Consider the following 25,465-nt stretch of genomic DNA (forward strand, 5'->3'; position numbering starts at 1 on the left):
GACGGGCCATCCTAGCCATCAAGGCGGTCCGCTTGAAGGCTCGAAAGCGATGGGGCAAGCTCCCGGCCATGCGACGACCGCCGCCAATCGCCCATCGCCTGTGCGTCTGCGCACGGATCGCGCTGATCCTGCACGCGGTGCTGCCCGCGACCGCCGTCGCGGAGGAAGCGCGCCGCAACGTCTTCGACGATCCCTTCGTGCAGCTGAGCTCGGCGATCCCGACGTCCGAGTGTCCGGGCCCGTCCGGGCCGCTGATGAGCGAGGCCGAAGCCAGGGCACAGGCGCATGGCCGCATCGAGCGCGGCACCAGCTGCTTCCAGAGCGGCCGCTGCCGGCTGCCCAACGCCTATCTCTACGACAAGGAGATCATGCCGCGCGTGCAGAAGGCCGTCGCCGCCGACGGCCGGTTCGATGCGACGACCAGCGTCTGGGCGCTCGGCCAGCGGCGCTGGATCTGGCTGCAGGGCTGCGTGCGCAGCGCCGATGAGGCGTCCGCACTCGAAGCGTTGGTGAAGCAGATCGACGACGTGGAGTTTGTCGTCAACGAGTTGAAGCTCGTCCCTGGCACGTCGGCAAGGCCGGCGTCGGGGGCCTCACGCTAAGCGGGCGTGGCCGGCGTCCAGCCACTCGATCCACCGTCCGTGCGGATGCGACCAGGCCAGCGCGTCGGTGCGGACCTCTCCGCCGTCGCGCCATTGCAGCGTCCACAGCGTGCCGCTGCCGGGCGATTCTCCGGCCGGGCAGTCCGGCGGCGAGGCCATGGGCGCCAGCTTGCCGACCTCGCCGCTGATCCACGCGAGGCCGCGCTCGCGCACCAGGCGCCCGATGCGATCCACGTGGGTCTTGAACGCTTCCGTCTCGAAGTAGGCCAGCACCCAGACGTTGAAGATCACCGGCGTGACACCGGCAGGCAGCTCGTCCATCCAACGCTCGAGCTCCGTCAGTCCGTCTTCCGTCCGCAGCAGCGGCACCGGGTGCCGCCGGGCGTCGTCCAATGCCCGGTCCAGCCGCTGCCGGCGCGCGGCGTCGCCTGGCCAGAGGCAGGCGCGCAACCAGCGGGCGGCCACGTCGTCGGCAGGCGCGATGGGCTGCAGATCGACGCCCATGCGCCGGCCTGCCCGCCAGCGCGGCGCACCGAGCAGCGCGGCCGGACGCTCGCCACGCCAGGTGGTGGAGATCAATGGCGCATCCGGGCGCTCACCGGGCGTTGTCTCGACGCCATCGTCATACGCGTAGCGGTCGACGCCCAGGATCAGACCCGCGCTGCAACCGAACTCGAACAGCGCCAACTCGACCGGCTCGGCCCCGGTGCCGCCCAGGTGCGTGGCAAGCGCCTGCAGCGCGGGTCGGAGCACGGCACAGCGGCCGGTCTCGTTGGTCTGCGTCGTGCGAGTGCGGATCAACGCGCGCAGCGCGGCGTCCTCGCGGCGGATGAAGTCCCGCAGTTGCGGCGCCAACTCGTCGTCCGGCGCCCGTGTGCCGCCGACGCTCGCGTAGTACGCGGCGAGCGGATGCGCGTCGCCGGCCAGGATCCGGTCGTGCAGCGCGGCCAGCAGCAGCACCGGCTTGCGTTGCGTGGGTGGCGCTTCCAACAACAGGGCCATGAGGTCCCGATCGCCGGCGAAGATGCCCGCGAGCGCCACATAGAGCGGGTCGTCCGCGCCGTCGGTCTCGGCGAATCGGGCGAAGTGGTGGGCGATGCGCCCCAGTGCGTCTTCCATGGGCAGCGACTCTAGGCCCGCATCAGCCGCCAGAATGTCGGGTATCCGACAAACTCCCGCCGTCCATCGTGCCGCCAGCGCTGCCGCCCCCCTCCTCCACGTCAAGCGCCGTCCAGGCCCTTTGCGCCAACTTCCCCGACCTGACCCCGCCTTCAGCGCCGGGATTGCGCCTGGAGGCACTGATGCCCATGCGTCGACTCCCGGCGGGTCGGGTGCTCTTCGTCCAAGGGCAGACGCCAACGGCGTTCTACATGGTGGAGGACGGTGAGATCGAAGCCCGCTTCGCCGCGCTCGACGGCCGGATGTCGGTGCTGGAGCACGTGCGCGCGCCGCGCCTGTTCGGGCTTGCGGCCTTCATCAGCGGGAAGCCTTCGCGCTATGAGGCGGCGGCCGTGACGGACAGTCGCGTGCGGGTGATCGGCGAGCCCGCGTACCGCGTGCTGATGGACGACTGGCCCGGTTTCGCCCGGGCCTTGATGCGGGAGTTCGCCGAACGCTTCGAAGGCAATCTGCGCTTGCTGGAGGCAGCCCGGCACCTGAGCGCTGCCGAGCGCTTCGGCGTCGCGTTACGCCAGTTGGCCGATGAGCGAGCCGGCCCCTCGGATGACGAGGGCTGGCGGGCCTTGAAGGCGACCCAGGCGGAACTGGCGCAGCTCGCGCACCTGTCGCGGCAGACGGTCAATCAACTGCTGCGCGCCGCGCAGGCCGAGGGCCGGCTGCGGTTGCGCTATGGCGGGATCGACGTCCGCCAGTGACGTTCACTCCGCCAGCGCGGCCTCGATCTCGCCGCGGATGGCCGCCGGCGCGTCGTTCGGCGCAAAGCGCTTCAGCACCTGGCCGTCGCGGCCGACCAGGAACTTGGTGAAGTTCCACTTGATCGCCTGCGTGCCCAGGATGCCGGGCTTCTCGCCCTTGAGCCATTGCCACAGCGGATGTGCCTCCCCGCCGTTGACCTTGACCTTGGCCATCATCGGGAAACTCACGCCGTAGTTCAGCTGGCAGAACGACGAGATCTCCTCGTTGCTGCCGGGATCCTGGCCGCCGAATTCATTGCTCGGGAATCCGACCACCACCAGCCCGCGCGCCTGGAAGTCGCGCCACAGGTCCTCGAGGCCCTTGAACTGCGGCGTGAAGCCGCACTCGCTGGCGGTATTGACGACCAGCAGCACGCGGCCGCGGTACTCCGACAAGGCGACCGGCTCGCCAGCGATGCTGACGGCGTCGAAGTCGAAGGCAGTCTTGCCATTGGCGCTCATGGGGGGACCCTCCTCGTAACAGCCCGGGTGGACCGGGTGGACCGGGATGCATCCTAGCGCGACGCCGCGGATCAGGCGCGACGCCGCTGCAGCGCCGCCAGCATGGCCGCGGCCAGGATCGCCGCGCCGCCCGCCGCGGTCTTGCCGTCCAGCGAGCCCCCGCCCAGCAGGAGCGCCGAGACCGCCGCCACCGGGACCTCCGTCAGCATGACCACCGCCGTGACGTTGGCCGGCAGCCGCGCCGCCCCGTATTGCAGCGACAGGTTGGAGACGAAGAACAACAGCGCCATCCCCGCCAGCGGCAGCAGCCAGGCCGCGCCCGGCAGCGACGGCCACGGCGCGAGGCCCTGGGCGGCCATGACCGTGGCGGACAGCCCCGCCACCGCCACGCCGCCGACGAACATCGCCAGCGCCCGCGCCCCGGGGCTGCGGGCGGCCTCGCGCCGCAGCATCACGTTGTTGAACGCGAAGGTCAGGCCGCCCAGCAGCCCCAGCACGTCCGGCAGGCTGGACGGCAACGGCCAGCCGCCGTCCGCCGGCGCCAGCACCGCCAGCGCGCCGCCCAGCGCCAGGGCGATGCGCAGACCGGCCGACGCCGTCAGCGGTTCGCCCAGCACCAGGCGCGCCAGCAGCACGGCCCACAGCGGCATCAGGTAGAAGAGCAGCACCACCCGGACCACGTCGCCGGTCGACACGCCCCAGTTGAACGCGGTGTTGGTCATCCCGGCCGCCAGCGTCACGATCCACAGGCCGGGGGATCGCAGCCATTCCGCCATCGCGCCGCGCTGGCTGGCCAGCACCACGACGAGGGACAGGACGTACAGGATCACCGTCGTCCACAAGGGGTGCATGCCGGCCCCCTCGAACTGCCGGAAAGGCCACCAGGACAGCCCCCAGATGGTGGCGTTGAGCATCAGGGCGAGGATCGGCATTCGGGAACGGGGGACAGACGGCGTGACAGAGGAAGGGACAGCGGCGCGACAGACGCGCACAAGGGGTGGGGCTTGTGCAACAGTCCCCCCGACAGGGCTTGGATCCGGCCTGCGGACCGGCCAACAATGCCCAGGGTTTGTAGCATGGCGCAAGGACTGACCCTGACCTCCAATCGGGGCGCCGTGCGCCTGTCATGCACGCGGCCTACCCTGTCGCGTGTGACCCGTCCACCAAAGTAGGGAGAGCTTCTTGGATCACCTGGCCTGTTTCGCCCCCGAGGATTTGCAGTCCAAGCCCGGGCCCGACCTGCAGAGCTATCACTGGCGGCTGCTGGCTCAGGGGGACTCCTGGTTCTCCACCGCCCAGGCCAAGCTCAGCGCGCACGCCAACCTGCTCCAGGAACTGGTGCTGACCAAGGCCACCGTCGCGATCAATTGCGCCGGGCAGCGCGAAAGCCTGTCCAAGGTGGTCGAACTGGCGTCTTCGCCCGACTTCGTCCGCCTGCTCACCGCGCCGGACGCGCCCGTCTGGGACGGCGTCCTGCTGTCGGTGGGCGGCAACGACCTGATCCAGGCGGCGCAGACACCGACCCAGCTCGACGGCGTGGAAGTGCCGCTGCACCAGCGCCTGCTGCGCAACCAGACCGAATGGGGCCCGCCGTCCGCGGGCGTGGGCCGCTACTTCTCGGAACCCGGCTGGGCGACCTATGCCGAATACCTGAAGGCCAACCTGCGCCATCTGCTGACGCTGCGCGACCAGGGGCCGTCGGCGGGCAAGCCGGTGTTCATCCACTGCTACGCGGTGCCGATGCCGCGCCCGGCCGGCGCGGAGGACGCGGGTCACGGCCCGTGGCTGTATCCGGCGCTCAAGGCCTACGCGATCCCGTCCGCCGACTGGGCCGCCGTCAGCCGCCTGATGGTGATGCACCTGGCGCTGCTGCTGAAGACGCTGATGGCGGACAAGGAACAGTTCCCCGGGCTGTTCGTGTTCGACTCGACCGCCGTCCCGCTGGCCGCGGCCACGCCGGGCGCCAGCGGCATCAGCGGCGACTGGCACAACGAGATCCACCTCAACCACAGCGGCTGCCTGAAGATCGGGCGGGCGTGGTCGGAGCACATCGATCAGGTGCTGACCACCGGGGGCGTCGTCGTGGCGGCGCCACCGACCGGCCGCGGGCGCGCGAGGCGCTGAGGAAGTAGGAGCGCCCCAAACGACGACGGCCCCGCGAGGGGCCGTCGTCGTTTCAGCGGAAGCCTCCGTTCAGCGCCGCGCTCAGTGCTTGTCGCTGCGCGCGATGGCCAGCAGGCGGTTGAGCTCTTCGGCGTGCTCGACCTTGTTGTGCGCGTGCCAGCGGCCGACCACCCACATGATCCCCGCCACCAGCAGGCCGAAGATCGTGATCGATCCGAAGGCCGAGGTGCCGAAGCGCGTCAGCATCGTGTACAGCGCGCCCAGGCCCAGGATGCAGGCCTGCTCGTTGAAGTTCTGCACGGCGATGGAGCGGCCGGCGCCCATCAGGTTGTGGCCGCGATGCTGGAGCAGCGCGTTCATCGGCACGACCAGGTAGCCGCCGATGCCGCCCAGGAGGATGAGGAAGGGGATCGCCACCCACAGGTTGTTGATGAAGTTCAGCACCAGCATCAGCAGTCCCATGCCGATGCCCAGCGGGATGACGCTCGTGGCCTTGTCCAGGCGCACGACCGCGGAGGCCACGATCGCACCGACCGCGGTGCCGATCGCCACCACGCCGGCCAGCGCCGACGCCTGCGTCGTGCCGTAGCCCAGCGCCGCGGCGGCCCAGGCGAAGACGATGTAGCGCATGTTCCCGGACACGCCCCAGAACAGCGTCGTCATGCCCAGCGAGATCTGGCCCAGCTTGTCCTGCCACAGCCGCGAATTGCAGGCGGCGAACTCGCGCACCAGGTCGGTCGCGTTGTGCGAGATCGGCTGCAGCGGCGATTCCGTGCGCGGGATGCGCAGGTTGAAGAGCGCGGCGATGAAGTACAGCACCACCATGAAGGCGATGGCCGCCTCGGGCGGCGTGTCGATGCCGGTGTCGATGTACGGGATGTCGATGGCCAGCAGCCAGGCCGAGGCCTTGTCGCCGATCAGCTGTCCGCCGAAGACGGCGCCCAGGATGATGGAGGCGATGGTGAGGCCCTCGATCCAGCCGTTGGCCTTCACCAGCTGCGACGGCGGCAGGAGCTCGGTCAGGATGCCGTACTTGGCCGGCGAGTAGGCGGCGGCGCCCAGGCCGACGATCGCATAGGCGATCAGCGGATGCACGCCCACCAGCATGCTCAGGCATCCCAGCACCTTGATGGTGTTGGAGATGAACATGACCTTGCCTTTGGGTACCGCGTCCGCGAACGCCCCCACGAAGGGCGCGAGCACCACGTAGAAGAGCGCGAACATGGGCACCAGCGCGGCGCGCTGCCACTCGGCGGCACCGCTGGTGCGGAGCAGTTCAACGGCGGCCACGAACAGCGCGTTATCAGCCAGCGAGCTGAAGAACTGCGCTGACATGATGGTGTAGAAGCCTTTTTTCATCGACCCGGCATACCTGGAACTGCGGTGATCACGCTGGGTCCACGGGGTGGGGAAAGGGCAGCGCTGCGGCGGGTTTATAGCATGCGCTCGTTTTCGTAACAGCGCTTCACGGGACAGTGTCTCTGTGCTATCCGGCACCGGTTTTCCGCCGTTCCGCGCGCCTTCCCCTCACGGCACGCGCAGGCAGGGACCGGTCCCCGGCGCGGCACAATGGGCGACCATGCCGCGTCCGATCGAAGCCCTCATCCACCAGCCCGCGCTGGCCCACAACATCGCCCGCGCCCGCGCCTGCGCGCCCGACGCGCAGGTGTTCGCGGTGGTCAAGGCCAACGCCTACGGCCACGGCATCGAGCGGGCCTTCGACGCGCTGCGCAGCGCCGACGGCTTCGCGATGCTGGACCTGGACGAGGCCCAGCGCGTGCGCGACCTGGGCTGGCGCGGCCCGATCCTGCTGCTGGAAGGCTGCTTCGAGTCGCGCGACCTGGAACTCTGCTCGCGGCTCAAGCTCTGGCACGCGGTGCACCACGAGCAGCAGGTCGACTGGCTGGCCATGCACAAGACCCACGAGCCGCACCGCGTGTTCCTCAAGCTCAACAGCGGCATGAACCGCCTGGGCTTCACGCCGAGCGCCTTCCGCGGCGCCTGGACGCGGCTGAACGCGCTGCCGCAGGTGGACGAGATCTCGCTGATGACGCACTTCTCGGACGCCGACGGCCCGCGCGGCATCGCGCACCAGACCGCCGTCTTCGCGGAGGCGACGGCCGATCTGCCGGGCGCGCGCACGCTGAGCAACAGCGCCGCGATCCTGCGCCACAGCCAGGATCCGACGGTGCGCGCCGACTGGGTGCGCTCGGGGATCATGACCTACGGCAGCGCGCCGGACTTCCCGGAGCACGACATCACCCACTGGGACCTGAAGCCCACGATGACGCTGCGGGCCAAGGTGCTGGCGGTACAGCAGCTGAAGGAAGGCGACAGCGTCGGCTACGGCAGCAGCTTCGTGGCGCAGCGCGCGATGCGCATCGGCACGGTGGCCTGCGGGTACGCGGACGGTTATCCGCGCCACGCCGCGCACGGCACGCCGGTGCTGGTCGGCGGCAAGCGCAGCGCGACGATCGGCCGCGTGTCGATGGACATGCTGGCGGTCGACCTGACCGATCTGCCCAACGAGGGCATCGGCAGCGAAGTCACGCTCTGGGGCCAGGGCCCGCACGGCGCGGTGCTGCCGATCGACGAGGTGGCGCGCTCGGCCGGCACGATCGGCTACGAGCTGATGTGCGCGGTGACCCGGCGCGTGCCGGTGCACGTGGAGACGCTGGGCTGAGGCCCGGCGATCGTCCGGCGGCATCGGCAGCATCGGCGACATCGGCCTCATGCACCTGGACTGGACGCCGGCCGACTGGGAGCTGGAGATCTCCGCGATCCGCGCCAGCGGCCCCGGGGGCCAGAACGTCAACAAGGTGAGCAGCGCGGTGCACCTGCGCTTCGACATCCGGCGCTCGACGCTGCCGGCGCTGATCAAGGAGCGCCTGCTGGCGCTCAGCGACCAGCGGATCACGGCCGAGGGCGTGGTGGTGATCAAGGCCCAGGAATCGCGCAGCCAGGAGCAGAACCGTGCCGATGCGATCGCGCGGCTGATCGCGCTGGCGCAGAGCGTGGCGCACACGCCGAAGGCGCGCCGGGCGACCAGGCCGACCTACGGATCGCAGAAGCGCCGGCTGGAGGCCAAGAGCCAGCGCGGCGACATCAAGGCCGGACGCGGCAAGGTCCGCGGCGACTGAGCCGTCGCGGGTCCGACGAACGACGAGGGAGAGGACATGTTCAAGGCATTGCGGATCCTGATCCTGCTCGGGATCCTGTTGGCGGTGGCGATGACCACGCTGGTGGGCCGCTGGCAGGCGCAATCCTGGAAGCGCCCGCAGGTCGTGACGCTGTATCCGATCAACGCGTCGGGCGACGCGGCGACGGACTTCTATCTGGAGCGACTGGACGCCGCCGCCTTCGCGGGACTGGCGCCCTACTTCCAGCACGAGGCGGCGCGGTACGGCGTGTCCTTGTCCGAGCCGATGCGGATCGTGCTGGGCAGCCGGGTCCGCGTGGCTCCGCCGGCGGTGCCGCGCGATGCGGGACCGCTGTCGGCGATCTCGTGGAGCCTGCGGATGCGCTGGTGGGCGTGGCGTCAGACGCCGCCGAGCTCGCCGGTGCCCGACGTGAAGCTCTTCCTCATGTATCACCCGCCGGACTTCGCCGGCGCGCTGCCGCATTCGATCGGGCTGGAGAAGGGCCGGCTCGGACTGGTGCACCTGTTCGCGTCCAAGGCGCAGCAGGCGCAGAACGAGGTGGTCATCGCGCACGAGGCGCTGCACACCTTCGGCGCGACCGACAAGTACGACCCGTCGACGCTGGCGCCGCTGTTCCCCGAAGGCTTCGCGGAGCCGCGACAGGAACCTCGTTACCCGCAGACGGCGGCCGAGCTGATGGCCGGCCGCATCCCGGTTCGGGAGGGCGAGCTGCGGATCCCGTCGGCGCTCGGAGAGACGGTCGTCGGTCCGGCGACGGCGGTGGAGATCGGCTGGGTGAAGTAACCGGGCGTTGCGCCCCCTTCATTCGAGGGGGAGCGCCACCGCTTTGCAAAGCTGACATGGAGAGAATCCGGCCCGAGAGGGAAGGAACTCCATGAACAAGAAGATCGGCGGGCTGACGCTCGCCCTGGCGGCCATCGCGAGCATGGCCGCATCGCCGGCGCGCGCGGAACGCATCGAAGTGACCTTCACAGGCACGCTCACGACCGCCACGCGCGACTTCTACTGCGGTGCCTGCACGACCGGCGACACGTCCGTGACGCCGCTGGGCCCGCTGACGCTGTCCTCCTCCTGGATCTTCGACATCGGCGAGGCCAGCGGGCTCGGACCCACGAGCGTCTCAAGCCTTGAATCAACGGATGCCGACGGACGCCCGACCCATGTCGACCTGGCGTTCCAACTGATCGGCAACGGGTCGCTCCCGGTGTCCTCGACAGGCGGAAACGTCCCGGCGAGCCAGCTGGCGTGGGCGAACGTGGTTGCTCCCGCGGGCCCGGCCAGCGAGTTGATGGACGTGGCCCGCTACCGGATGCTCACGACGGATCTCGGCGGCGCCGGCGCCCCGGCCGGCAACGAGATCTGGGGCTTGAGCCGTCAACAGGTCTGGACGTCGACCGAGGGCTTGTCGATCTACACGCTTGCGCAGGTGTCCCAATGGGCCCCCTTCGCTGTGACGGCCGCCAATCTCGGCGAATCGTTCACCGCCGATCAGTTCATCGACCGCCTCCGCCACGATTTCTGGTGCCAGGGCTGCAGCAACGTGCTGTCCTACGGCGTGTCGGCGGCCAACAGCGCCGGGGTCACCACCTACACCTATTCGGGACCGGTGACGTCCTTCAGCGTGCGCGTGTTGGCGGCCTCGGCCGTGCCGGAGCCGGCGACCTATGCGCTGATGCTGGCCGGCGTGGCGGTGATCGGTCTGGCCGCTCGACGTCGCAAGACCGTCTGAGCGCCGGGTCGCAACGATTCACGACAGTTCGAGGGAGAGGGAAACAATGACGAAGCGCTGGATGGCCGCCCTCGTGGGCGCGATGTTGAGCCCGGTCGCGATGGCGACGGTGACGGTGACGGTGGAGGGGAGCTACACCCACCAGGCCCAGGTGGTCGACTGCCCGTTGGAGGCGGCCGATTGCTCGGCGTACACGACCTACTCGGACTTCAGTTCGCCGATCACGCTCACCCACACCTTCACGTTCGAATACGGCCTCTCGCCGAAGGCCGTGGAGTTCACCTCGAGCAGGTCGACGACCCTGGACCCATTGACGGGCCGCGAACGGGAGCGACTCAGTTTCCGACAGCTGTACACGAGCACGAGCATCCCGGGCCTGTCGACCTCGTTCGTGCCGGCGGCGCCGACGTCGGTGGTCAATCCCATCGAGGCCGATCCTGACGCGACGGCCCATGTGAACAACATCGCCTGGCGTTCGCGATCCGTCACCCGCTGGAGCGACACCGGCGAGATCGCCAACGCCACTGAAGGATTCGGCCTCTACAGCGGAGCGATCTGGTCCAACCCCGACGGCAGCGGCTTCGTCAACGAGATGAACCTGGGGCTGAACCTGCGCTTCCCCGCGCTGGCGGCGTCGGACTACAACCGGCCCGAATCCACGAGCTACTTCTTCGAACAGCTGTCCAGCCTGGGGACTTGCGCGGACTGCCTCAGCCTGACTTTCCGGAACGCCTACTGGCGGGCGGACGGCACGTATGGCGAAGCCCAGGTGCTGGGTCGTGCCCGCATCATTTCCATGGTGGAGAGCGCCTCGGCCGTGCCGGAGCCGTCGACCTATGCGCTGATGCTGGCGGGGGTGGCGGTGATCGGCTTCGCAGCTCGACGTCGCAAGACCGTCTGAACGCCCGGTCGCAACGATTCACGACAGTTCGAGGGAGAGGGAAACAATGACGAAGCGCTGGATGGCCGCCCTTGTGGGCGCAATGTTGAGCCCGGTCGCGATGGCGACGGTCACCGTGACCTTCGAGGGGTTCTACACCTCGCAGAGCCAGGCGATCGATTGCGCGCCGATGGACTGGTCCTGCGTCGGCACGACGACGACGCTGGGCACCCCGATCGCGTTCTCGCAGTCGTTCTCGTTCGAATACGGCGTGTCGCCGGGCCGGCTGCCTTTCGTCACCAGCTCGTCGCAAGGGAAGGACGGCACCGGACGTACCTACGACTGGATGACGGCATCGCAGCGTTATGCCAACTTCCTGACCCACGATCCGGCGGACGCTCAAGTCCCGGCGCTTCCCGTCGCCACATCCGATCCGGTGGATCGGACGGGCGCGCAGCTCGACGTCAACACCGTCGCGCGCCGCCTCCGCTCCGTGCACGCATGGACGGACACCGGCGAGACCCTCCGGAGCGACGAAAGCTTTTCGTTGAACCACGCGGTGATCTGGACCAACGCCGACGGGTCCTACTCCCAGGACAGCTTCAGCATCAGCCCGGCCAAGTCCCCGTCCTTCGCGGGCACCGTGGCCAACGCCTATGACGTCACGTCGGACGCCTACTTCCTGGCCTTGATGGATCGGCTCGGTGGCTGCGCAAGCTGTCTTACCGTGAACCTGTCGAACAGATACGCCCGTGCCGACGGCGTGACCGGCAGCACATCGCTGACGGGCTTCGGCCGCATCGTCTCGATCACCGAGACCGCCTCGGCCGTGCCAGAGCCGTCGACCTACGCGCTGATGCTGGCGGGCGTGGCCGCGATCGGCGTTGCCGCCCGTCGGCGTCGCGCCGCTGCGGCGAACGGGTGACTTCGCTCACCGCTGCGGCCGCGTCGCCACGTAGATGCTGCTCAAGCACAGCACCATGCCGGCGAGCGCGAGGGCCGTCGGCCGCCAGCCTTCGAAGATCGCCGAGATCACCAGCGCGATCACCGGGATCACCACGCCGGTCAGCGCAGCGCGCGCCGTGCCCTGGCGCTGCGCGAGCTTGAAGTACAGGACGAACGCAAACACCGAGCCGAAGACCGCCAGGTACAGCAGGCTGAAGACGTATTCCGGCGTCCATGCGAAGTTCAGGCCCTGCCCTGTCGTCACCGACGCCAGCAGCAGGAACACCGCGCCGTAGCCCATGCTCCACGCCAGCACCGGCACCAGCGCCAGGCCGCGGCGGGTCAAGGTCAGCGTCAGGACGTTGCCGATGACGGCGGCCAGCACCGCCACCAGGCCGATCGCCAGGCCGTAGGCCGCCGTCGGGCGGGCGCCGGTCGAAGCGATCTCCGGCCAGAAGATCATCACCACCCCCGCCACGGCGCCCGCCGACGCCGCCAGGAAGCGACCCGTCACGCGCTGCGCGAAGAAGATCCGCCCCGTCAGCGCGTTGCCGAACACCATCAGGCAGAACAGCACCGCCACCAGCCCGCTGGGGATGTGGCGCTCGGCCTCGTAGACGGAGAAGTAGTTGCCGCTGTACTGCACGATCCCCGTCGCCAGCATCAGCCCGTGCGCCGACAGCGGCAGCTTCAGCGACTGCTTCTGCCAGCGCGCGAAGCCCGCCAGCATCAGCGCCGCCAGACCGAAGCGCCAGCCCACCGAATTGAGGATCGGCACGCCCGAGGCGAGCTGATACAGGATCACGTGCCACGTGCTGGCCCAGATCAGCGTCGGGCCCCAGAACAACCAGCGATCGGAAACGGTGGACATGATGTGCGGCAGCGATCTGTACCGGCCGCCCGTGCGCGTAGGCATTCAGCGGGCCGGTGGAAACGACGAGGCCGCCCTGTGGGGGCGGCCTTCGGTGGGAGGCGACACCCTTGTGGGGGTCACCTGATGATTGGGATGTCGCGCCTCAGTCGGCGGCCTTCTTGAAGGTCGCCAGCAACGCGCCGGCACCGACGAACAGCGATCCGAAGATCCGGTTCATCGCCTTCAGATGCGATTCCGACTTCAGCGCCCGCAGCACGCGCGCGGCCAGCAGCGTGTAGCCGGCCATCACCACGGCGTCGGTGAAGGCCAGCGTCGCGCCGATCACCGCGTACTGCTGTGTCAGGCTGTGATGCAGGTTCAGGAACTGCGGCACCACGGCCAGCAGGAAGACCGTGCCCTTGGGGTTCACCGCGTTGATGCCCCAGCCGCGCAGGATCAGGTCGCGACGCGAGACCTGCCGGCCCTCGGCCTGTTCGGCGACCAGCGGCTTGGCCGGCGAGCGCCATTGCTGGATGCCCAGGTACACGAGGTAGGCCACGCCGGCCCACTTGACCACCGCGAAGGCCTGTTCGGACGCCGCGATCAGCGCGCCCAGTCCGGCGCCGACCACCACGATCTGGGTCAGGATGCCCAGGATCAGGCCCATGGTCATGAAGTAGCCGCGCTGGAAGCCGTGATTCAGCCCGGCGCTCATCGCCGCGATGGCACCGGCGCCCGGGGACAGGCTGATGGCCCAGGAGGCCGCGAAGAACCCCAGCCAGACTGACAACTCCATGATCGACTCCTTCAAACGAGCCGACGTTGTAGCACGCCCCCTTCCGGCCGACGAAGGTCAGGGAATAGGCGGAGTTATGCCTGCTGCCACATTCGGAATGCCGCCCCCGCGGCGGTGCTCCAATAATCCCGCGCCATGTCCGCCACCGTCCTGCTCGTCGTCGTCGTCGCCTACTTCTCGCTGCTGCTGGCGGTGGCCTGGTGGACGTCCCGCCGCGCGGACAACGACAGCTTCTTCATCGGCAACCGCAACAGCCACTGGGGGCTGGTCGCCTTCGGGATGATCGGCACCTCGCTCTCCGGGGTGACCTTCATCAGCGTGCCGGGCTCCGTCGGCGCCGGCGCGTTCAGCTACTTCCAGATCATGCTGGGCCAGTTCGCCGGCTACGCGGTCGTCGCCTTCGTGCTGCTGCCGCTCTATTACCGGCTCCACCTGAGCTCCATCTACCGCTACCTCGGCACGCGCCTGGGCGTCGCCGCGCACCGCACCGGCGCCGGCTTCTTCATCCTGTCCCGCACGCTCGGTGCGACCGCCCGGCTCTACCTGGTCGTGCGTATCCTGCAGGACCTGGTGCTCGCCCAGTTCGGCATGCCGTTCTGGCTCAGCGCGCTGCTGGTGCTCGTGATGATCCTGCTCTACACGCTCGAGGGCGGCGTCAAGACCATCGTCTGGACCGACACGCTGCAGACTACCGGCATGCTCGGCGGCCTCGTCATCTGCGTCGTCTTCCTGCTCCATGCGCTGGGCCTGGACCTGGCGTCGGGCTGGCAGGCGATGCGCGCGGCCGGCCTCGCCGAGGTGTTCGTCACCGATCCGATGAGCGCCTCGCACTGGGCCAAGCAGCTGCTCGCCGGCGCGGCAATCGCCGTCGCGATGACGGGACTCGACCAGGAGATGATGCAGAAGAACATCTCGGTCAAGCGCCTGGCCGACGCGCAGAAGAACATGATGGTGATGGCGGCCATCATGACCGTCGTGGTGCTGCTGTTCCTGTTCCTCGGCGGCCTGCTGACGATGTATGCGCAGCAGCAGGACATCGCCGCCCACGGCGACCGGTTGTTCCCCGCCGTCGTCATGGGCCACCTGCCGGCCTGGGTGCAGTTGATCTTCGTGGTCGCGCTGATCTCGGCGCTGTTCCCGAGCGCCGACGGCGCCATCACCGCGCTCACGTCCAGCACCTGCATCGACCTCATCGGCCTGCAGGAGCGCCGCGACTGGGACGAGGCCCGCCAGCGCCGCGTCCGCAAGGCGGTGCACCTCGGCTACGCGCTGCTGTTCCTGCTGCTGACGCTGGGCTTCCGCTGGCTGGACGATCCCAGCATGGTCTCCGTCATCCTCAAGCTGGCGGGCTACACCTACGGGCCGCTGCTGGGGCTGTTCGCCTTCGGCATCCTGACCACGCGGACCTTGCGCGGCGGCGTTCTCCCATGGGTCGCGCTGGCCGCGCCGGCCCTGTGCTGGGTCGTCGACGCCCACCAGTCCACCCTCTTCGGGGACTACCGGATGGGGTTGGAGTTGCTGCTGGTGAATGCCGGGCTGACCTTCGGGGGACTCTGGGTGGGCTCCCGGCCCGCCGCTTATCCCCAGCCGAAGGCCGCTTGAGCACAGCCTGACCCCAGGCTGTCCACAGGCCATCCCCAGCGAAAGGCGGGGTTTCCCACCGGGCGCCCCCAACTCATCCCCCGTCGCCCCACAGCGGACGCACTGCAAATCCACAGGCTTCTCAACAGGGTTGTCCACAGCGCGGGCGGCGACAATCCCGTCCCATGGCTGCTCAGAAATCCCATTACGTCTGCTCCGAATGTGGCGCCACCAGCGCCAAATGGCTGGGCCGCTGCCCGTCCTGCAGTGCCTGGAACACCCTGGTCGAAACCGCCGCCGAGCCCGCCGCCGGCAAGAACCGCTTCCAGGCGCTGGCCCGCAGCCAGCCCGTCGCGACGCTGTCCGAGATCGAGGCCCGCGACTTCGAACGCACGCCCACTTCGCTGGAGGAACTGGACCGCGTGCTGGGCGGCGGCATCGTCACCGGCGGCGTGGTGCTGATCGGCGGCGACCCGGGCATCGGCAAGTCGACGCTGCTGCTGCAGGCCGTCGACGCGCTGTCCCGCCAGATGAAGGTGCTCTACGTCACCGGCGAGGAATCCGGCGCGCAGGTCGCGATGCGTTCCCGTCGCCTGGGCCTGGACGGCTCCCAGGTGCGCGTGCTGGCCGAGATCGGCCTGGAGAAGATCCTGGCCACCATCGAGGTGGAGCAGCCCGATTTCTGCGTCATCGACTCCATCCAGACGATGTACTCCGAGCAGCTGTCCTCGGCGCCCGGGTCGGTCGCGCAGGTTCGCGAATGCGCCGCGCAGCTGACCCGCACCGCCAAGTCCGGCGGCTGCGCGATGGTGCTGGTCGGCCACGTGACCAAGGAAGGCGCGCTGGCCGGCCCGCGCGTGCTGGAACACATCGTCGACACCGTCCTCTACTTCGAGGGCGACACCCACAGCAGTTACCGGCTGGTGCGCGCGATCAAGAACCGCTTCGGCGCGGTCAACGAGATCGGCGTCTTCGCCATGACCGAGAAGGGCCTGAAGGGCGTCTCCAATCCGAGCGCCATCTTCCTGTCCACGCACGGCGAGCCGGTGCCCGGCTCCTGCGTGCTGGTCACGCTGGAGGGCACGCGGCCGCTGCTGGTGGAACTGCAGGCGCTGGTGGACGGCGGCGGACCCAGCCCGCGCCGGCTGTCCGTGGGCCTGGACCGGGACCGGCTCGCGATGCTGCTGGCGGTGCTGCACCGCCACGCGGGCGTGGCGACGATGGACCAGGACGTCTTCGTCAACGCCGTCGGCGGCGTGCGCATCAGCGAGCCGGCGGCCGACCTGGCCGTGCTGCTCGCCATCCAGAGCTCGCTGCGCGGCAAGCCGCTGCCCAAGGGCTTCTTCGCCTTCGGCGAGGTCGGCCTGGCCGGCGAGGTCCGTCCCGCGCCGCGCGGCCAGGAGCGGCTGAAGGAAGCGGCCAAGCTGGGCTTCTCGATCGCGGTCGTGCCGCAGGCCAACGCGCCGAAGAAACCGATCGACGGGCTGACGGTCCACCCGGTCGCCCGCATCGAGGACGCCATCGAGATCCTGCGCGCGATGTGAGGTCGACGACGGGGAAGCCGGCGGCGGCATCCGCAATCGCCACACCCGTCGCCGCAGCGGCGCGACGACAATCCCGGGTTCCGCCCTTCCCCGCCCCCTTCGGAGTTCCCCCGCATGAACCGCCTCGTCGGCATCCTCCTCGTCATTGCCGCCATCGTCGCCGGCACCTATTTCTTCGGCTGGAAGGGCGCCGTCCTGGGGACGTCCTGCGTCATCTTCTATCTGCTCATCCAGTTCTCGCAGCTGATGCGCGTCATGCGCACGGCGCAGAACTCGCCGCTGGGGCATGTCTCCAGCGCGATCATGCTGAACTCGAAGCTGCACGCCGGGATGAAGCTGATCGACCTGATCCGGATGTGCAAGTCGCTGGGCATCAAGGTCGAGGAGAACACCTACCGCTGGACCGACACCGGCGGCGACGCGGTGGACGTGGTCATGGAACGCGGCGCGGTCGCGCGATGGACGCTGATCCGCGCCCAGGAGCCGGAATCGGCGTCCCCCGACGACACACCGGCCGCATAAAATCCCCGACTTCGCAGCACCCGGCCCATTCGCGGCCGACAAAGGAAGACTCATGTCTCTGGACGATCGCGACGGCAAGATCTGGATGGACGGCGAGCTGGTGGACTGGCGCGACGCCAAGATCCATGTGCTGACCCACACGCTGCATTACGGCTGCGGCGCCTTCGAAGGCGTGCGCGCGTACCAGACGCCCAAGGGCACCGCCATCTTCCGGCTGCGCGAGCACACCGAGCGCCTGTTCAACAGCGCCAAGATCCTGCGCATGAAGATCCCGTTCTCGATCGAACAGGTCGAGGAAGCGCAGAAGGCCGTCGTGCGCGAGAACAACCTGGCCAGCTGCTACCTGCGTCCGCTGACCTGGATCGGCAGCGAGAAGCTGGGCGTGAGCCCCAAGGGCAACAAGATCCACCTGATGGTCGCCGCCTGGGCCTGGGGCGCCTACCTGGGCGAGGAAGGCCTCAAGCGTGGCATCCGCGTCAAGACCAGCAGCTACACCCGCCACCACGTCAACATCACGATGACGCAGGCCAAGACGGTGTCGAACTACACCAACTCGATCCTGGCCAACATGGAAGCGACCGAGGACGGCTACGACGAGGCGCTGCTGCTGGACGCCTCGGGCTTCGTCTCCGAAGGCGCGGGCGAGAACCTCTTCATCATCAAGAACGGCGTCGTCTACACGCCGGACCTGTCGGCGGGCGCGCTCAACGGCATCACCCGCAACACCATCTTCGCGATCTGCGAGGACCTGGGCCTGAAGCTGGTCGAGAAGCGCATCACCCGCGACGAGGTCTACATTTCCGACGAGGCCTTCTTCACCGGCACCGCCGCCGAAGTCACGCCCATCCGCGAGCTGGACCGCATCGAGCTGGGCAGCGGCAGCCGCGGCCCGATCACCGAGAAGATCCAGTCGGCCTTCTTCGACATCGTCAACGGCCGCAATCCCAAGTACGCCCACTGGCTGAGCGTGGTCTGAGCGGGGCCCGCCCTGCCCCGTCCACCACCGGATCGCCAGCCCCAGCAAGCCTTCAAGAACAAGATCATGAGCGCCAACACCACCACGCCCAAGGCCACCGTCGAAGTCACCGCGCAGGACCTGCAAGGTCCGGGCGTCGTCTTCTGCCCGAATCCCAAGATGCCGCTGTGGAGCAACCACCCGCGCGTCTTCATCGACCTGAGCCACACCGGCGAAGGCGCCTGCCCGTACTGCGGCACGCTGTACAAGCTGAAGGCCGGCGAGCACCTGCCCTCCGGTCACTGAGCCACGACGGCCGACGCCTGGACGCCGGCCCTCGCCCGCTCCCTTGAACAAGGAACGAGACCCATGGTGCGCAAGCCTCAGACCGCCCTGCTGCTGGCCTCTCCGGAGGACACCGAAGCGCAGTTCTACGAGGCCCTGCAGGCCGGCGACCTGGAACGCCTGATGGCCGTCTGGGGCGACGAGGACGAGGTCTGCTGCGTGCATCCCGGCGGGCCGCGCGTCGTCGGCGCGGCGGCGATCCGGGCCAGCTTCGAGCAGATCTTCGCCAGAGGTTCCATCCCGGTTCATCCGGAGTGCCAGCGCAAGCTGGTCAACGGCGAGACGGCGATCCACCAGGTGCTGGAGCGCGTCGAGATCACTGACGAGGACGGCGTGCAGAGCGCCTGGGTCGTCGCCACGAATGTCTACCTGAAGACGGCGCTGGGCTGGCGCATGGTCGCACACCATGCGAGCCCGGGGACGTCGCAGGACGTGAAGCAGGAGCTGGCCATCGTGTCCGCCGGCGCGCCCACGACGCTGCATTGAGAGGGTTGTCCATGCAGTACCAGGCACCTCCCTGGTTGCCCGGAGGTCACGCGCAGACGATCTGGCCCGCGCTCTTCGCGCGGCGCTACGAAGGTTCCCCGCCGCAGTTCCGTCGAGAACGCTGGCAGACGCCGGACGGCGATTTCGTCGACGTCGAGCACCTGATCGATCCCGCGACGACTCCCGCAACGACTCCCACCGCGGCGCCCTCGACGGGTCCTGCGGCGACGCCGGCCGAACGTCCCCTGCTCGTGCTCTTCCACGGGCTGGAAGGCTCGGTCGAGAGCCAGTACGTGCAGGCCTTCGCCGCGGTCGCGCAGCAGCGCGGCTGGGCCTTTGCGATGCCGTACTTCCGGGGCTGCTCGGGCGAACTCAACCTCGCGCCGCGGGCGTACCACTCGGGCGACTACACCGAGATCGGCTGGATGCTGGAGCAGCTGCGCGCCTCGCATCGCGGCCCGATCATCGCCGTCGGCATCTCGCTGGGCGGCAACGCGCTGCTGCGCTGGGCGCAGGAAGCCGGTGACAGCGCCGCCCAGACGGTGAAGGCCGTGTGCTCGGTCTGCTCGCCGGTGGACCTCACGGCCGCCGGCCATGCGATCGGCAAGGGCTTCAACGGGCTGGTCTACACGCGCATGTTCCTGCGGACGATGATGCCCAAGGCCATGAGCAAGCTGAAGCAGCACCCGGGCCTGTTCGACGCCGAGCGGATGCGGCGCGTGCGCAACCTCTACGAGTTCGACAACATCTTCACCGGGCCGGTGCACGGCTTCCGCGACGTCGACGACTACTGGCTGCGCGCCTCGGCCAAGCCGCACCTGGCGCGTATCCGCATCCCGGCGCTGGTGCTGAACGCGCGCAACGATCCGTTCGTGCCGGCACACAGCCTGCCGGAGCAGAGCCATGTCGGCGCGCACGTGACGCTGTGGCAGCCGCGCGAAGGCGGGCATGTCGGCTTCCCGTCGGGCCGGCCGCCCGGGCACGTGCGCACGATGCCGCAGCGCGTGACCGACTGGCTCGCGACGCGGCTCTGAGCCGCCAACGCCAACCACGACGGCCCGCCTCGCGGGCCGCGACCGGAAAGGAACGCTCATGGACGCGATCGTCGAAGCCGCGCTGAAGAAGTGGCCCAACGTCCCGCACTGCTACGGCTGGCTGGCGCTGGACGCGCGCGGCGACTGGTACATGCGCGACGAGCGCATCCAGGCCGCGGGTCCGTTCCCCACGGTGAAGGGCAGCCGCATCGTGCACGACAAGCTGATCGGCTTCATCGACCGCAACTACGCCTCGGATGACCAGGGCGCCTGGTTCTTCCAGAACGGGCCGCAGCGGGTCTACCTTCAGCTGGAGGTCGCGCCCTGGATCTGGCGCCTGCAGCCGGACGGCCGCGTGCTGACCCACACCGGACGCGAGGCGCAGGTCGCCGGCGCGGTGCTGGACGAACAGGACCGGCTGTTCCTCGAGACCGATCTGGGCCTGGGGCTGGTCCACACGCAGGACATGGGCCTGGCGGCGGACGCGATCGAGGCGGGGCGCTGGTCGATGTCGAACGCCACGCATGCCGAGCTGATCGCCCGCCATGGGGTGTTGCTGGCGCCGGTCGACCCCAAGGGGGAGTCGGGCAAAGCCTGACCCTTCCAAGGAGCGGGTCGACCCGACGATCGCCCATGAAAAAGCCGACCCTCGGGTCGGCTTTCGCGCTTCCGGTGAGCGAGGTTTACTGCGACGCGGCGGAGGCCGGAGCGGCAGGTGCCGAGGCACCGGCATCGGCACCGGAGGCGGCTGCGGCGGGCAGCTTGGGCTCGTCGAACTTGGCGCCGCCCTGGTTGGCCATGTAGACGACGGCGCGGGAGATCTCGAAGTCGCTGAAGTCGCCGCCGCCCTGCGGGCCCATGTTGCCCTTGCCCTTGAGGGCGGAGTGCACCAGGGTGTCGAAGCCGGTCTTCACGCGGGGGCCCCAGGCGTCGTGGTCGCCGAGCTTGGGCGCGCCGGCCGCGCCGGTGGCGTGGCAGGCGGCGCACTGGCCCTGGAAGACCTGTTCGCCGGTCTTCATCGCGGCGGCGTTGGTCAGGTCCTTGAGCTCGATCGAGCCCACGGGCTGGATGCGGGCGGCGACGGCCTCACCCTCGAGGCCGGTGCCGCCGGCGCCGGGCTTGATCTCGCTGGACACGTAGTTCGCGAGCATCACGATGATCACGATGGGAATGACGAAGGCGAAGAAGACGGCGACGATCAATTGCTTGGGGGTCTTGATCGGGCCCTCATGGGCGTCGTGTCCTTCGGCGTGCGTGTCCTGGGCGTTGGCGTGGTCCTGGGTTCCGCTCATGAATTCCTCGTGGATCGAATCGAATCGAATACGGCAGACGCGAGTCCGGGTTTGCGAGGGGGTGTCGGATGACGGATCGCCCTGGGGAAACCGGACCGTGGAACAGCAAATCGGCGCAGTATAGCCAGCCCCCTGTCGCCCCACCCTGGGGCTTTCGTCAAGGTCGGCACGTTGGTGGGGCAGGTGTTGCGCGAGGGTCGCGCAGGTGTGCGCCCAAGTGTTCGCGATGGTGCCGTTTTGACGGGACTGGCGTAGTCGGGTCGAGGAGGCTCAGAAGAAGGCTAGAATGCGCGCTTCCCGCGGCGACCGTGGTGAAGTGGATATCATTGGGCCCTCCGAAGGCTTAGTCGCAAGTTCGATTCTTGCCGGTCGCACCAGAATTCCCAGAAGCCGGTTGTCACGAGAGTGGCAACCGGCTTTCTGCTTTCTGTCGCTGCTTCTGTCGTTGCATGGCGCCGATCCCCCATCGGCGGGCCAACCAACACGCAAATTCGCTCATACGGGTGCCGCCATTTGTGCGATTGCTCCGCGAACGGATTTGCCTAGAGTTCCTCACCTCTGCTTCAGCGCGACCGACCAGTCAGTGCCCCGCTGGAGCTGGCTTCACGCCCGCGAAGAGGTCTTCGGATGGAACTGCTCAAAGAGAACTGGATCAGGCTCGCTTACGGCGCGGCCAGCGTCGGCATCGTGTGGGCCGCGTATCACTTCCGCGTCGAGGTCCTGTCGGACAAGGACACCTTCGACCGCTTCAGCTACATCGGCGGTGTCGCGACCTTCATCGGTTTGCTGATCACGGTGTCTGAAGTGCTGCAGGCGATCAGCATCTCCAAAGGCATCCGCGCCGAGGCGCGGGCGCTGCTGGCCGAGGCACAAAAGGTGGATCGGGCGGCCCTGTTCAGCGAGTGCCTGCTGATGATCGATCGCATCAACGACGACGTCATCGACAAGCGATTCGCAACCGCTCTGCAAGGCCTCCAACAGGTCCGACGCTCTTTCCTTCGCGCGGCTACGCCCAGCACCAGCCCGGAGGCGCTGTCTGGAAAGCTGGCTGAGGTTGAAGAACTCTTGCAAGAGTCGGTTCGAGCGGCTGCCACGGCGTCCCGCTACAAGCGCGGCTCAGTCGAGATCCAACAAGCGCTTCTGGCGGCCAAAGAGATTCTTGAACAACTCATTTCTGGAAGGACTGCGAACCATGTTCCCTGACAAGATCCGACGCTTCATCTCCAAGCTCGTTCAACGGACCGAGGCCGGCGAGATCCCGTGGGAATACGACCTGTTCGAAGCGGTCGCCTGGAAGGAAAAGGACTTCGCGGTCTCCCTCGATTACTCGTTCAATGGCAGGGAGGATTGCGGCGTCTTCCGTTTCGTCTATCGAGATGCGCAAGGGAGCGAATTCGAGTTCTACACGAACAGCGACAGTGCCGACTATCCGCTGACGAAGCACCTCTTCGACAGTGCGCAGGCGACCAAGATGGAACTTCCGTTTTGAGGATCGGCGAGGCGGATACTGGGCTTTCCACAGGTCCACCGAAGCCCCGTCATGCGCCTCCTCATCCTCGGCGGCACCGTCTTCCTCGGTCGCCACGTCATCGCCGCCGCGCTGGCGCGCGGTCACACGGTCTCGATGCTGAATCGCGGCCGGCACGGCCCGGGTTTGTTCCCCGAGGTCGAGCGCCTCATCGGCGATCGCGACAGCGACATGAGCGCGCTGCGCGGTCGCGAGTTCGATGCGGTCATCGACTGCACCGCGTTCAACCCCGTGCAGGTCGAGCGCACCGTGGCCGCGCTCGACACAGGCGCGCCGCATGTGGTGCTTGTGTCCTCGATCTCGGCATACGGCGTGTTCCCGCCGCATCGCGTCTTCGACGAATCGACGCCGCTCGCTGAAGGCAATGAAGGCTACGGACCGTTGAAGGCCCGGGCCGAAGAGGCGCTCGCGAGCGCCCTGCCCGACCGGCACGCGATCGTGCGGCCGGGACTGATCGTAGGCCCGCATGACCCGACCGGTCGATTCACGTATTGGCCGGCGCGCGTGGCTCGCGGCGGCGAGGTGCTCGCGCCTGGGCGGCCCGATCGGCCCGTGCAAGTCATCGATGTCCGCGACCTCGCCGCGTTCTGCGTGGCACTCGCGGAGTCACGGACCACCGGCGCGTTCAACGCGGTCGGGCCGCAACTGTCGATGAAGGCGTTGCTCGACGCCTGCCTCCAAGCCGTGCCAGGCAGCGATGCCCGCTTCACCTGGAAGCCGGACGCCATGCTGTTGGTACTCGGCGTGGCGCCGTGGACGGGGCTGCCGCTCTGGCTGCCCGAGGAGGATCCGACTCACGGCGGCATGCTGCTCGGCGACGCATCGCGCGCCGTTGCCGCAGGTCTCACGACCCGCTCGATCCAGGAGACGGCAGCGGACACCCTCGCCTGGGCGAGAGCGCCGCTCGAGCCAGGCTGGGATGCCAGCAAGCTCGTCACGACGCTGGCCCCGGAGCGCGAGGCGGAGATCCTCGCCGGCCACTCCGCCACGGACCGCCCGAGCGGCCCGGGCGGCGCAGGCCATCTCAGGTCAACCTGAACACCGCAATCGCCGTCGACAGGCGCGTCGATTGGTCCTTGAGGCTTTCCGCCGCCGAAGCGGCCTCCTCGACCAGCGCCGCGTTCTGCTGCGTCATCTGATCGAGCTGACCCACCGCGGCGTTCACCTGGTTGATGCCGTCGCTCTGTTCCTGCGACGCCGCGCGGATCTCGGCAATGATGTCCGTCACCCGCTGCACGCTGGTCACGATGTCGGTCATGGTGGTGCCGGCATCGCTGACCAGGCGCGAACCCGATTCCACGCGCTCCACGCTCGTGGCGATCAGCGTCTTGATCTCCTTGGCCGCCTGCGCGCTGCGCTGCGCCAGCGAGCGCACCTCGCTCGCCACCACCGCGAAGCCGCGGCCCTGCTCGCCCGCGCGTGCCGCTTCCACCGCCGCGTTCAGCGCCAGGATGTTGGTCTGGAACGCGATGCCGTCGATCGTGCCGATGATGTCGGCGATGCGCCGCGAGCTGTCGCTGATCTCGCCCATCGTCGCCACGACCTGGCCCATCACCGCGCCGCCACGCTGCGCGGTCTCCGCCGCGGAGCCCGCCAGCTGGTTGGCCGTCGTCGCCGCATCCGCGGTCTGCCGCACCGTGCCCGTCAGCTGCGTCAGCGACGCCGCCGCCTGCTGCAGGTTGGACGCCGTCTGCTCCGTGCGCGCCGACAGGTCCATGTTGCCCGTCGCGATCTCCGCACTCGCCGTGCTGATGCTGTCCGTCGAACCGCGCACCTCGCCGATCAGGCGCACCAGCGCGCCTTGCATCTCGCTGAGCGAGCGCAGCAACTGGCCCGTCTCGTCGCCACCCGCCGTCTCGATGCGTCCGGTCAGGTCGAAGCGCGCGATCGCGTCGGCCACCAGGGCCGCCTGGGCGAGCGGCCGCGTGATCGACCGCGTCAGCCACACCGCCAAGGCCCCGCCCGCCGCGAGCGCGACCAGCCCGAACAGCACCAAGGCGGTCCGCGCCCGCGCGTTGGTCTCCGCCAGCACCTTCAGCGCCGTGTCGAGCTGATCCCGCTGCTGCTGCGCGATCACGCGGATGCTCTCCAGATACGAGGCCGCGGCCGGCTTGAACTGTTCGTCGAAGAGCTGCTTCGCCTTGGCCGGATCGCCCTGCTTCTTCGCCTCGGTGATCGTGTCGCGCACCTTGATGTAGGCCTTGCGCAGCTCGATCACGCGGTCGAACGCGGCGCGTTCCTCCGGCGAGTTCAGCAGCTTGTCCATCCGGTTCTGCAGCTCCGTCGACGACTTCGTCGACTCCGCCGCCTGCTCGGCGAAGAAGGTCGCCAGCGCCGGGTCCGCGCTCACGGCGATGGCCGTCGTGCGCGTGCCGCCGTTGAAGACGTTGCGGTACCAGTCGGAGGCCACCCGCTCGGTGACGATGGTCTCCTGGTACATGGCTTCCGTCTGCGCCGCCACGCGGCTCAGCCCCAGATAACCCATCGCCGATCCGATCAGCGCAATCACCAGTACCAGGGCCTGGACCAGCCCCAACCGCCGACCGATGGATCCCCGGACGTTCGTGTTGGACATCATGTTCGTTCTCCTCGACACCGGCCCGAAGGGAGATCGGACCGCCATGCGGCGCGATGTTGGCACCGGTACCGTACACCGATATCAAGTCGCCGTTAAGACGTCTCTGACCTGTGGAAAGCTTGGCAGAGGCGTGGG

Annotated in this window: 28 protein-coding genes and 1 tRNA gene; 21 read left to right on the forward strand and 8 right to left on the reverse strand. The window is 68.7% G+C overall.

Translation table 11 applies throughout. From position 1 onward, the window contains the following. Window positions 1–68 precede the first annotated feature (68 nt). Window positions 69–602 carry a BON domain-containing protein gene (locus ABE85_RS21795; protein ID WP_067279618.1) on the forward strand — a complete coding sequence of 178 codons (534 nt, stop codon included), beginning with the start codon at window positions 69–71 and terminating at the stop codon, window positions 600–602. Here ABE85_RS21795 and ABE85_RS21800 read toward each other — a convergent pair. Further along, window positions 594–1,721, reverse strand: coding sequence for a DUF2332 domain-containing protein (locus tag ABE85_RS21800; protein ID WP_067279621.1), 1,128 nt, complete (start codon window positions 1,719–1,721; stop codon window positions 594–596). The genes ABE85_RS21795 and ABE85_RS21800 overlap by 9 nt on opposite strands. Before the next feature lie 188 nt (window positions 1,722–1,909). Between ABE85_RS21800 and ABE85_RS21805 the strand changes: the two genes are divergently transcribed. Next, window positions 1,910–2,476, forward strand: a complete 567-nt coding sequence (locus tag ABE85_RS21805; protein WP_255362655.1) for a Crp/Fnr family transcriptional regulator — start codon at window positions 1,910–1,912, stop codon at window positions 2,474–2,476. Between the two features lie 3 nt (window positions 2,477–2,479). On the opposite strand, the gene ABE85_RS21810 is transcribed toward ABE85_RS21805, so the two are convergent. Together ABE85_RS21810 and ABE85_RS21815 are read right to left on the reverse strand one after the other, a co-directional pair. Continuing rightward, window positions 2,480–2,977 (reverse strand): glutathione peroxidase, encoded by a 498-nt coding sequence (locus ABE85_RS21810; RefSeq protein WP_067279626.1) that lies wholly within the window; start codon window positions 2,975–2,977, stop codon window positions 2,480–2,482. Window positions 2,978–3,048: 71 nt separating this feature from the next. Then, window positions 3,049–3,909 carry an EamA family transporter gene (locus ABE85_RS21815; RefSeq protein WP_067279630.1) on the reverse strand — a complete coding sequence of 287 codons (861 nt, stop codon included), beginning with the start codon at window positions 3,907–3,909 and terminating at the stop codon, window positions 3,049–3,051. 250 nt (window positions 3,910–4,159) lie between these two features. Between ABE85_RS21815 and ABE85_RS21820 the strand changes: the two genes are divergently transcribed. After that, window positions 4,160–5,101, forward strand: coding sequence for a hypothetical protein (locus ABE85_RS21820; protein WP_157522763.1), 942 nt, complete (start codon window positions 4,160–4,162; stop codon window positions 5,099–5,101). An 81-nt stretch (window positions 5,102–5,182) separates the two neighbouring features. Here the strand turns inward: ABE85_RS21820 and lplT are convergent, their stop codons facing one another. Further along, window positions 5,183–6,460, reverse strand: a complete 1,278-nt coding sequence (lplT, locus tag ABE85_RS21825) for a lysophospholipid transporter LplT (protein ID WP_067279636.1) — start codon at window positions 6,458–6,460, stop codon at window positions 5,183–5,185. Between the two features lie 220 nt (window positions 6,461–6,680). On the opposite strand from lplT, the gene alr reads away from it, so the two are divergent. From alr to ABE85_RS21855, 6 genes are all read left to right on the forward strand, one after another. Continuing rightward, the gene (alr, locus tag ABE85_RS21830; protein WP_067279639.1) at window positions 6,681–7,784 is read left to right on the forward strand and encodes an alanine racemase; all 1,104 of its coding nucleotides are present in this window, start codon (window positions 6,681–6,683) and stop codon (window positions 7,782–7,784) included. 49 nt (window positions 7,785–7,833) lie between these two features. Further along, entirely contained in the window at window positions 7,834–8,241 is a 408-nt protein-coding gene (arfB, locus tag ABE85_RS21835; RefSeq protein ID WP_067279643.1) for an alternative ribosome rescue aminoacyl-tRNA hydrolase ArfB, read from the forward strand. A gap of 36 nt (window positions 8,242–8,277) precedes the next feature. Further along, entirely contained in the window at window positions 8,278–9,045 is a 768-nt protein-coding gene (locus tag ABE85_RS21840) for a hypothetical protein (RefSeq protein WP_067279647.1), read from the forward strand. Between the two features lie 91 nt (window positions 9,046–9,136). After that, window positions 9,137–9,991 (forward strand): PEPxxWA-CTERM sorting domain-containing protein, encoded by an 855-nt coding sequence (locus ABE85_RS28560; protein ID WP_067279650.1) that lies wholly within the window; start codon window positions 9,137–9,139, stop codon window positions 9,989–9,991. A 46-nt stretch (window positions 9,992–10,037) separates the two neighbouring features. Further along, a complete protein-coding gene (locus tag ABE85_RS28565) occupies window positions 10,038–10,892 on the forward strand; it encodes a PEP-CTERM sorting domain-containing protein (protein ID WP_067279654.1) in 855 nt (284 codons plus the stop codon). Window positions 10,893–10,938: 46 nt separating this feature from the next. Further along, window positions 10,939–11,796 carry a PEP-CTERM sorting domain-containing protein gene (locus tag ABE85_RS21855; RefSeq protein ID WP_082938837.1) on the forward strand — a complete coding sequence of 286 codons (858 nt, stop codon included), beginning with the start codon at window positions 10,939–10,941 and terminating at the stop codon, window positions 11,794–11,796. Window positions 11,797–11,802: 6 nt separating this feature from the next. On the opposite strand, the gene ABE85_RS21860 is transcribed toward ABE85_RS21855, so the two are convergent. Together ABE85_RS21860 and ABE85_RS21865 are read right to left on the reverse strand one after the other, a co-directional pair. Further along, a complete protein-coding gene (locus tag ABE85_RS21860) occupies window positions 11,803–12,687 on the reverse strand; it encodes a DMT family transporter (protein ID WP_197507113.1) in 885 nt (294 codons plus the stop codon). Window positions 12,688–12,832: 145 nt separating this feature from the next. Continuing rightward, complete coding sequence (locus ABE85_RS21865; protein WP_067279663.1) at window positions 12,833–13,465, reverse strand: LysE family transporter; 633 nt, start codon at window positions 13,463–13,465, stop codon at window positions 12,833–12,835. Window positions 13,466–13,600: 135 nt separating this feature from the next. On the opposite strand from ABE85_RS21865, the gene ABE85_RS21870 reads away from it, so the two are divergent. From ABE85_RS21870 to ABE85_RS21905, 8 genes are all read left to right on the forward strand, one after another. Continuing rightward, window positions 13,601–15,067: a sodium:solute symporter gene (locus ABE85_RS21870; protein ID WP_067279666.1), complete on the forward strand. Its 1,467-nt coding sequence runs from the start codon at window positions 13,601–13,603 to the stop codon at window positions 15,065–15,067. 164 nt (window positions 15,068–15,231) lie between these two features. Further along, complete coding sequence (radA, locus tag ABE85_RS21875; RefSeq protein WP_067279669.1) at window positions 15,232–16,590, forward strand: DNA repair protein RadA; 1,359 nt, start codon at window positions 15,232–15,234, stop codon at window positions 16,588–16,590. A gap of 114 nt (window positions 16,591–16,704) precedes the next feature. Then, window positions 16,705–17,112 (forward strand): hypothetical protein, encoded by a 408-nt coding sequence (locus ABE85_RS21880; RefSeq protein WP_067279671.1) that lies wholly within the window; start codon window positions 16,705–16,707, stop codon window positions 17,110–17,112. 52 nt (window positions 17,113–17,164) lie between these two features. Next, on the forward strand, window positions 17,165–18,088 hold the full coding sequence (locus ABE85_RS21885; RefSeq protein ID WP_067279673.1) for a branched-chain amino acid transaminase: 924 nt from the start codon (window positions 17,165–17,167) through the stop codon (window positions 18,086–18,088). Window positions 18,089–18,154: 66 nt separating this feature from the next. Further along, window positions 18,155–18,373: a zinc-finger domain-containing protein gene (locus ABE85_RS21890; RefSeq protein ID WP_067279675.1), complete on the forward strand. Its 219-nt coding sequence runs from the start codon at window positions 18,155–18,157 to the stop codon at window positions 18,371–18,373. 63 nt (window positions 18,374–18,436) lie between these two features. Next, entirely contained in the window at window positions 18,437–18,898 is a 462-nt protein-coding gene (locus ABE85_RS21895; protein ID WP_067279692.1) for a nuclear transport factor 2 family protein, read from the forward strand. Window positions 18,899–18,909: 11 nt separating this feature from the next. Then, on the forward strand, window positions 18,910–19,932 hold the full coding sequence (locus tag ABE85_RS21900) for a YheT family hydrolase (protein WP_067279694.1): 1,023 nt from the start codon (window positions 18,910–18,912) through the stop codon (window positions 19,930–19,932). 58 nt (window positions 19,933–19,990) lie between these two features. Next, window positions 19,991–20,530, forward strand: a complete 540-nt coding sequence (locus ABE85_RS21905) for a DUF2946 family protein (protein ID WP_067279703.1) — start codon at window positions 19,991–19,993, stop codon at window positions 20,528–20,530. An 85-nt stretch (window positions 20,531–20,615) separates the two neighbouring features. Here ABE85_RS21905 and ABE85_RS21910 read toward each other — a convergent pair whose 3' ends face one another. Next, window positions 20,616–21,224: a cytochrome c5 family protein gene (locus ABE85_RS21910; RefSeq protein ID WP_067279707.1), complete on the reverse strand. Its 609-nt coding sequence runs from the start codon at window positions 21,222–21,224 to the stop codon at window positions 20,616–20,618. 302 nt (window positions 21,225–21,526) lie between these two features. On the opposite strand from ABE85_RS21910, the gene ABE85_RS21915 reads away from it, so the two are divergent. From ABE85_RS21915 to ABE85_RS21930, 4 genes are all read left to right on the forward strand, one after another. After that, window positions 21,527–21,601 (forward strand) — tRNA-Arg (locus tag ABE85_RS21915). Between the two features lie 250 nt (window positions 21,602–21,851). Beyond that, window positions 21,852–22,427, forward strand: a complete 576-nt coding sequence (locus ABE85_RS21920; RefSeq protein ID WP_067279710.1) for a hypothetical protein — start codon at window positions 21,852–21,854, stop codon at window positions 22,425–22,427. Next, the gene (locus ABE85_RS21925; RefSeq protein ID WP_067279714.1) at window positions 22,417–22,713 is read left to right on the forward strand and encodes a hypothetical protein; all 297 of its coding nucleotides are present in this window, start codon (window positions 22,417–22,419) and stop codon (window positions 22,711–22,713) included. Before ABE85_RS21920 ends, ABE85_RS21925 begins: the two co-directional genes overlap by 11 nt. Window positions 22,714–22,764: 51 nt before the next feature. Beyond that, window positions 22,765–23,790, forward strand: coding sequence for an NAD-dependent epimerase/dehydratase family protein (locus ABE85_RS21930; protein ID WP_067279717.1), 1,026 nt, complete (start codon window positions 22,765–22,767; stop codon window positions 23,788–23,790). Here the strand turns inward: ABE85_RS21930 and ABE85_RS21935 are convergent. Further along, window positions 23,777–25,330, reverse strand: a complete 1,554-nt coding sequence (locus ABE85_RS21935) for a methyl-accepting chemotaxis protein (RefSeq protein WP_067279719.1) — start codon at window positions 25,328–25,330, stop codon at window positions 23,777–23,779. The two genes, ABE85_RS21930 and ABE85_RS21935, sit on opposite strands and share 14 nt — an antisense overlap. Window positions 25,331–25,465 lie beyond the last annotated feature (135 nt).

Source organism: Mitsuaria sp. 7, assembly GCF_001653795.1.
Lineage (GTDB): Bacteria > Pseudomonadota > Gammaproteobacteria > Burkholderiales > Burkholderiaceae_C > Roseateles.

Excerpts from the sequence above, each read along its gene's own strand:
- ABE85_RS21795 (WP_067279618.1), top strand. The coding sequence starts at position 69 with ATGCGACGACCGCCGCCAATCGCCCATCGCCTGTGCGTCTGCGCACGG.
- ABE85_RS21800 (WP_067279621.1), bottom strand. The coding sequence starts at position 1,721 with ATGGAAGACGCACTGGGGCGCATCGCCCACCACTTCGCCCGATTCGCC.
- ABE85_RS21805 (WP_255362655.1), top strand. The coding sequence starts at position 1,910 with ATGCGTCGACTCCCGGCGGGTCGGGTGCTCTTCGTCCAAGGGCAGACG.
- ABE85_RS21810 (WP_067279626.1), bottom strand. The coding sequence starts at position 2,977 with ATGAGCGCCAATGGCAAGACTGCCTTCGACTTCGACGCCGTCAGCATC.
- ABE85_RS21815 (WP_067279630.1), bottom strand. The coding sequence starts at position 3,909 with ATGCCGATCCTCGCCCTGATGCTCAACGCCACCATCTGGGGGCTGTCC.
- lplT (WP_067279636.1), bottom strand. The coding sequence starts at position 6,460 with ATGAAAAAAGGCTTCTACACCATCATGTCAGCGCAGTTCTTCAGCTCG.
- alr (WP_067279639.1), top strand. The coding sequence starts at position 6,681 with ATGCCGCGTCCGATCGAAGCCCTCATCCACCAGCCCGCGCTGGCCCAC.
- arfB (WP_067279643.1), top strand. The coding sequence starts at position 7,834 with ATGCACCTGGACTGGACGCCGGCCGACTGGGAGCTGGAGATCTCCGCG.
- ABE85_RS21840 (WP_067279647.1), top strand. The coding sequence starts at position 8,278 with ATGTTCAAGGCATTGCGGATCCTGATCCTGCTCGGGATCCTGTTGGCG.
- ABE85_RS28560 (WP_067279650.1), top strand. The coding sequence starts at position 9,137 with ATGAACAAGAAGATCGGCGGGCTGACGCTCGCCCTGGCGGCCATCGCG.
- ABE85_RS28565 (WP_067279654.1), top strand. The coding sequence starts at position 10,038 with ATGACGAAGCGCTGGATGGCCGCCCTCGTGGGCGCGATGTTGAGCCCG.
- ABE85_RS21855 (WP_082938837.1), top strand. The coding sequence starts at position 10,939 with ATGACGAAGCGCTGGATGGCCGCCCTTGTGGGCGCAATGTTGAGCCCG.
- ABE85_RS21860 (WP_197507113.1), bottom strand. The coding sequence starts at position 12,687 with ATGTCCACCGTTTCCGATCGCTGGTTGTTCTGGGGCCCGACGCTGATC.
- ABE85_RS21865 (WP_067279663.1), bottom strand. The coding sequence starts at position 13,465 with ATGGAGTTGTCAGTCTGGCTGGGGTTCTTCGCGGCCTCCTGGGCCATC.
- ABE85_RS21870 (WP_067279666.1), top strand. The coding sequence starts at position 13,601 with ATGTCCGCCACCGTCCTGCTCGTCGTCGTCGTCGCCTACTTCTCGCTG.
- radA (WP_067279669.1), top strand. The coding sequence starts at position 15,232 with ATGGCTGCTCAGAAATCCCATTACGTCTGCTCCGAATGTGGCGCCACC.
- ABE85_RS21880 (WP_067279671.1), top strand. The coding sequence starts at position 16,705 with ATGAACCGCCTCGTCGGCATCCTCCTCGTCATTGCCGCCATCGTCGCC.
- ABE85_RS21885 (WP_067279673.1), top strand. The coding sequence starts at position 17,165 with ATGTCTCTGGACGATCGCGACGGCAAGATCTGGATGGACGGCGAGCTG.
- ABE85_RS21890 (WP_067279675.1), top strand. The coding sequence starts at position 18,155 with ATGAGCGCCAACACCACCACGCCCAAGGCCACCGTCGAAGTCACCGCG.
- ABE85_RS21895 (WP_067279692.1), top strand. The coding sequence starts at position 18,437 with ATGGTGCGCAAGCCTCAGACCGCCCTGCTGCTGGCCTCTCCGGAGGAC.
- ABE85_RS21900 (WP_067279694.1), top strand. The coding sequence starts at position 18,910 with ATGCAGTACCAGGCACCTCCCTGGTTGCCCGGAGGTCACGCGCAGACG.
- ABE85_RS21905 (WP_067279703.1), top strand. The coding sequence starts at position 19,991 with ATGGACGCGATCGTCGAAGCCGCGCTGAAGAAGTGGCCCAACGTCCCG.
- ABE85_RS21910 (WP_067279707.1), bottom strand. The coding sequence starts at position 21,224 with ATGAGCGGAACCCAGGACCACGCCAACGCCCAGGACACGCACGCCGAA.
- ABE85_RS21920 (WP_067279710.1), top strand. The coding sequence starts at position 21,852 with ATGGAACTGCTCAAAGAGAACTGGATCAGGCTCGCTTACGGCGCGGCC.
- ABE85_RS21925 (WP_067279714.1), top strand. The coding sequence starts at position 22,417 with ATGTTCCCTGACAAGATCCGACGCTTCATCTCCAAGCTCGTTCAACGG.
- ABE85_RS21930 (WP_067279717.1), top strand. The coding sequence starts at position 22,765 with ATGCGCCTCCTCATCCTCGGCGGCACCGTCTTCCTCGGTCGCCACGTC.
- ABE85_RS21935 (WP_067279719.1), bottom strand. The coding sequence starts at position 25,330 with ATGATGTCCAACACGAACGTCCGGGGATCCATCGGTCGGCGGTTGGGG.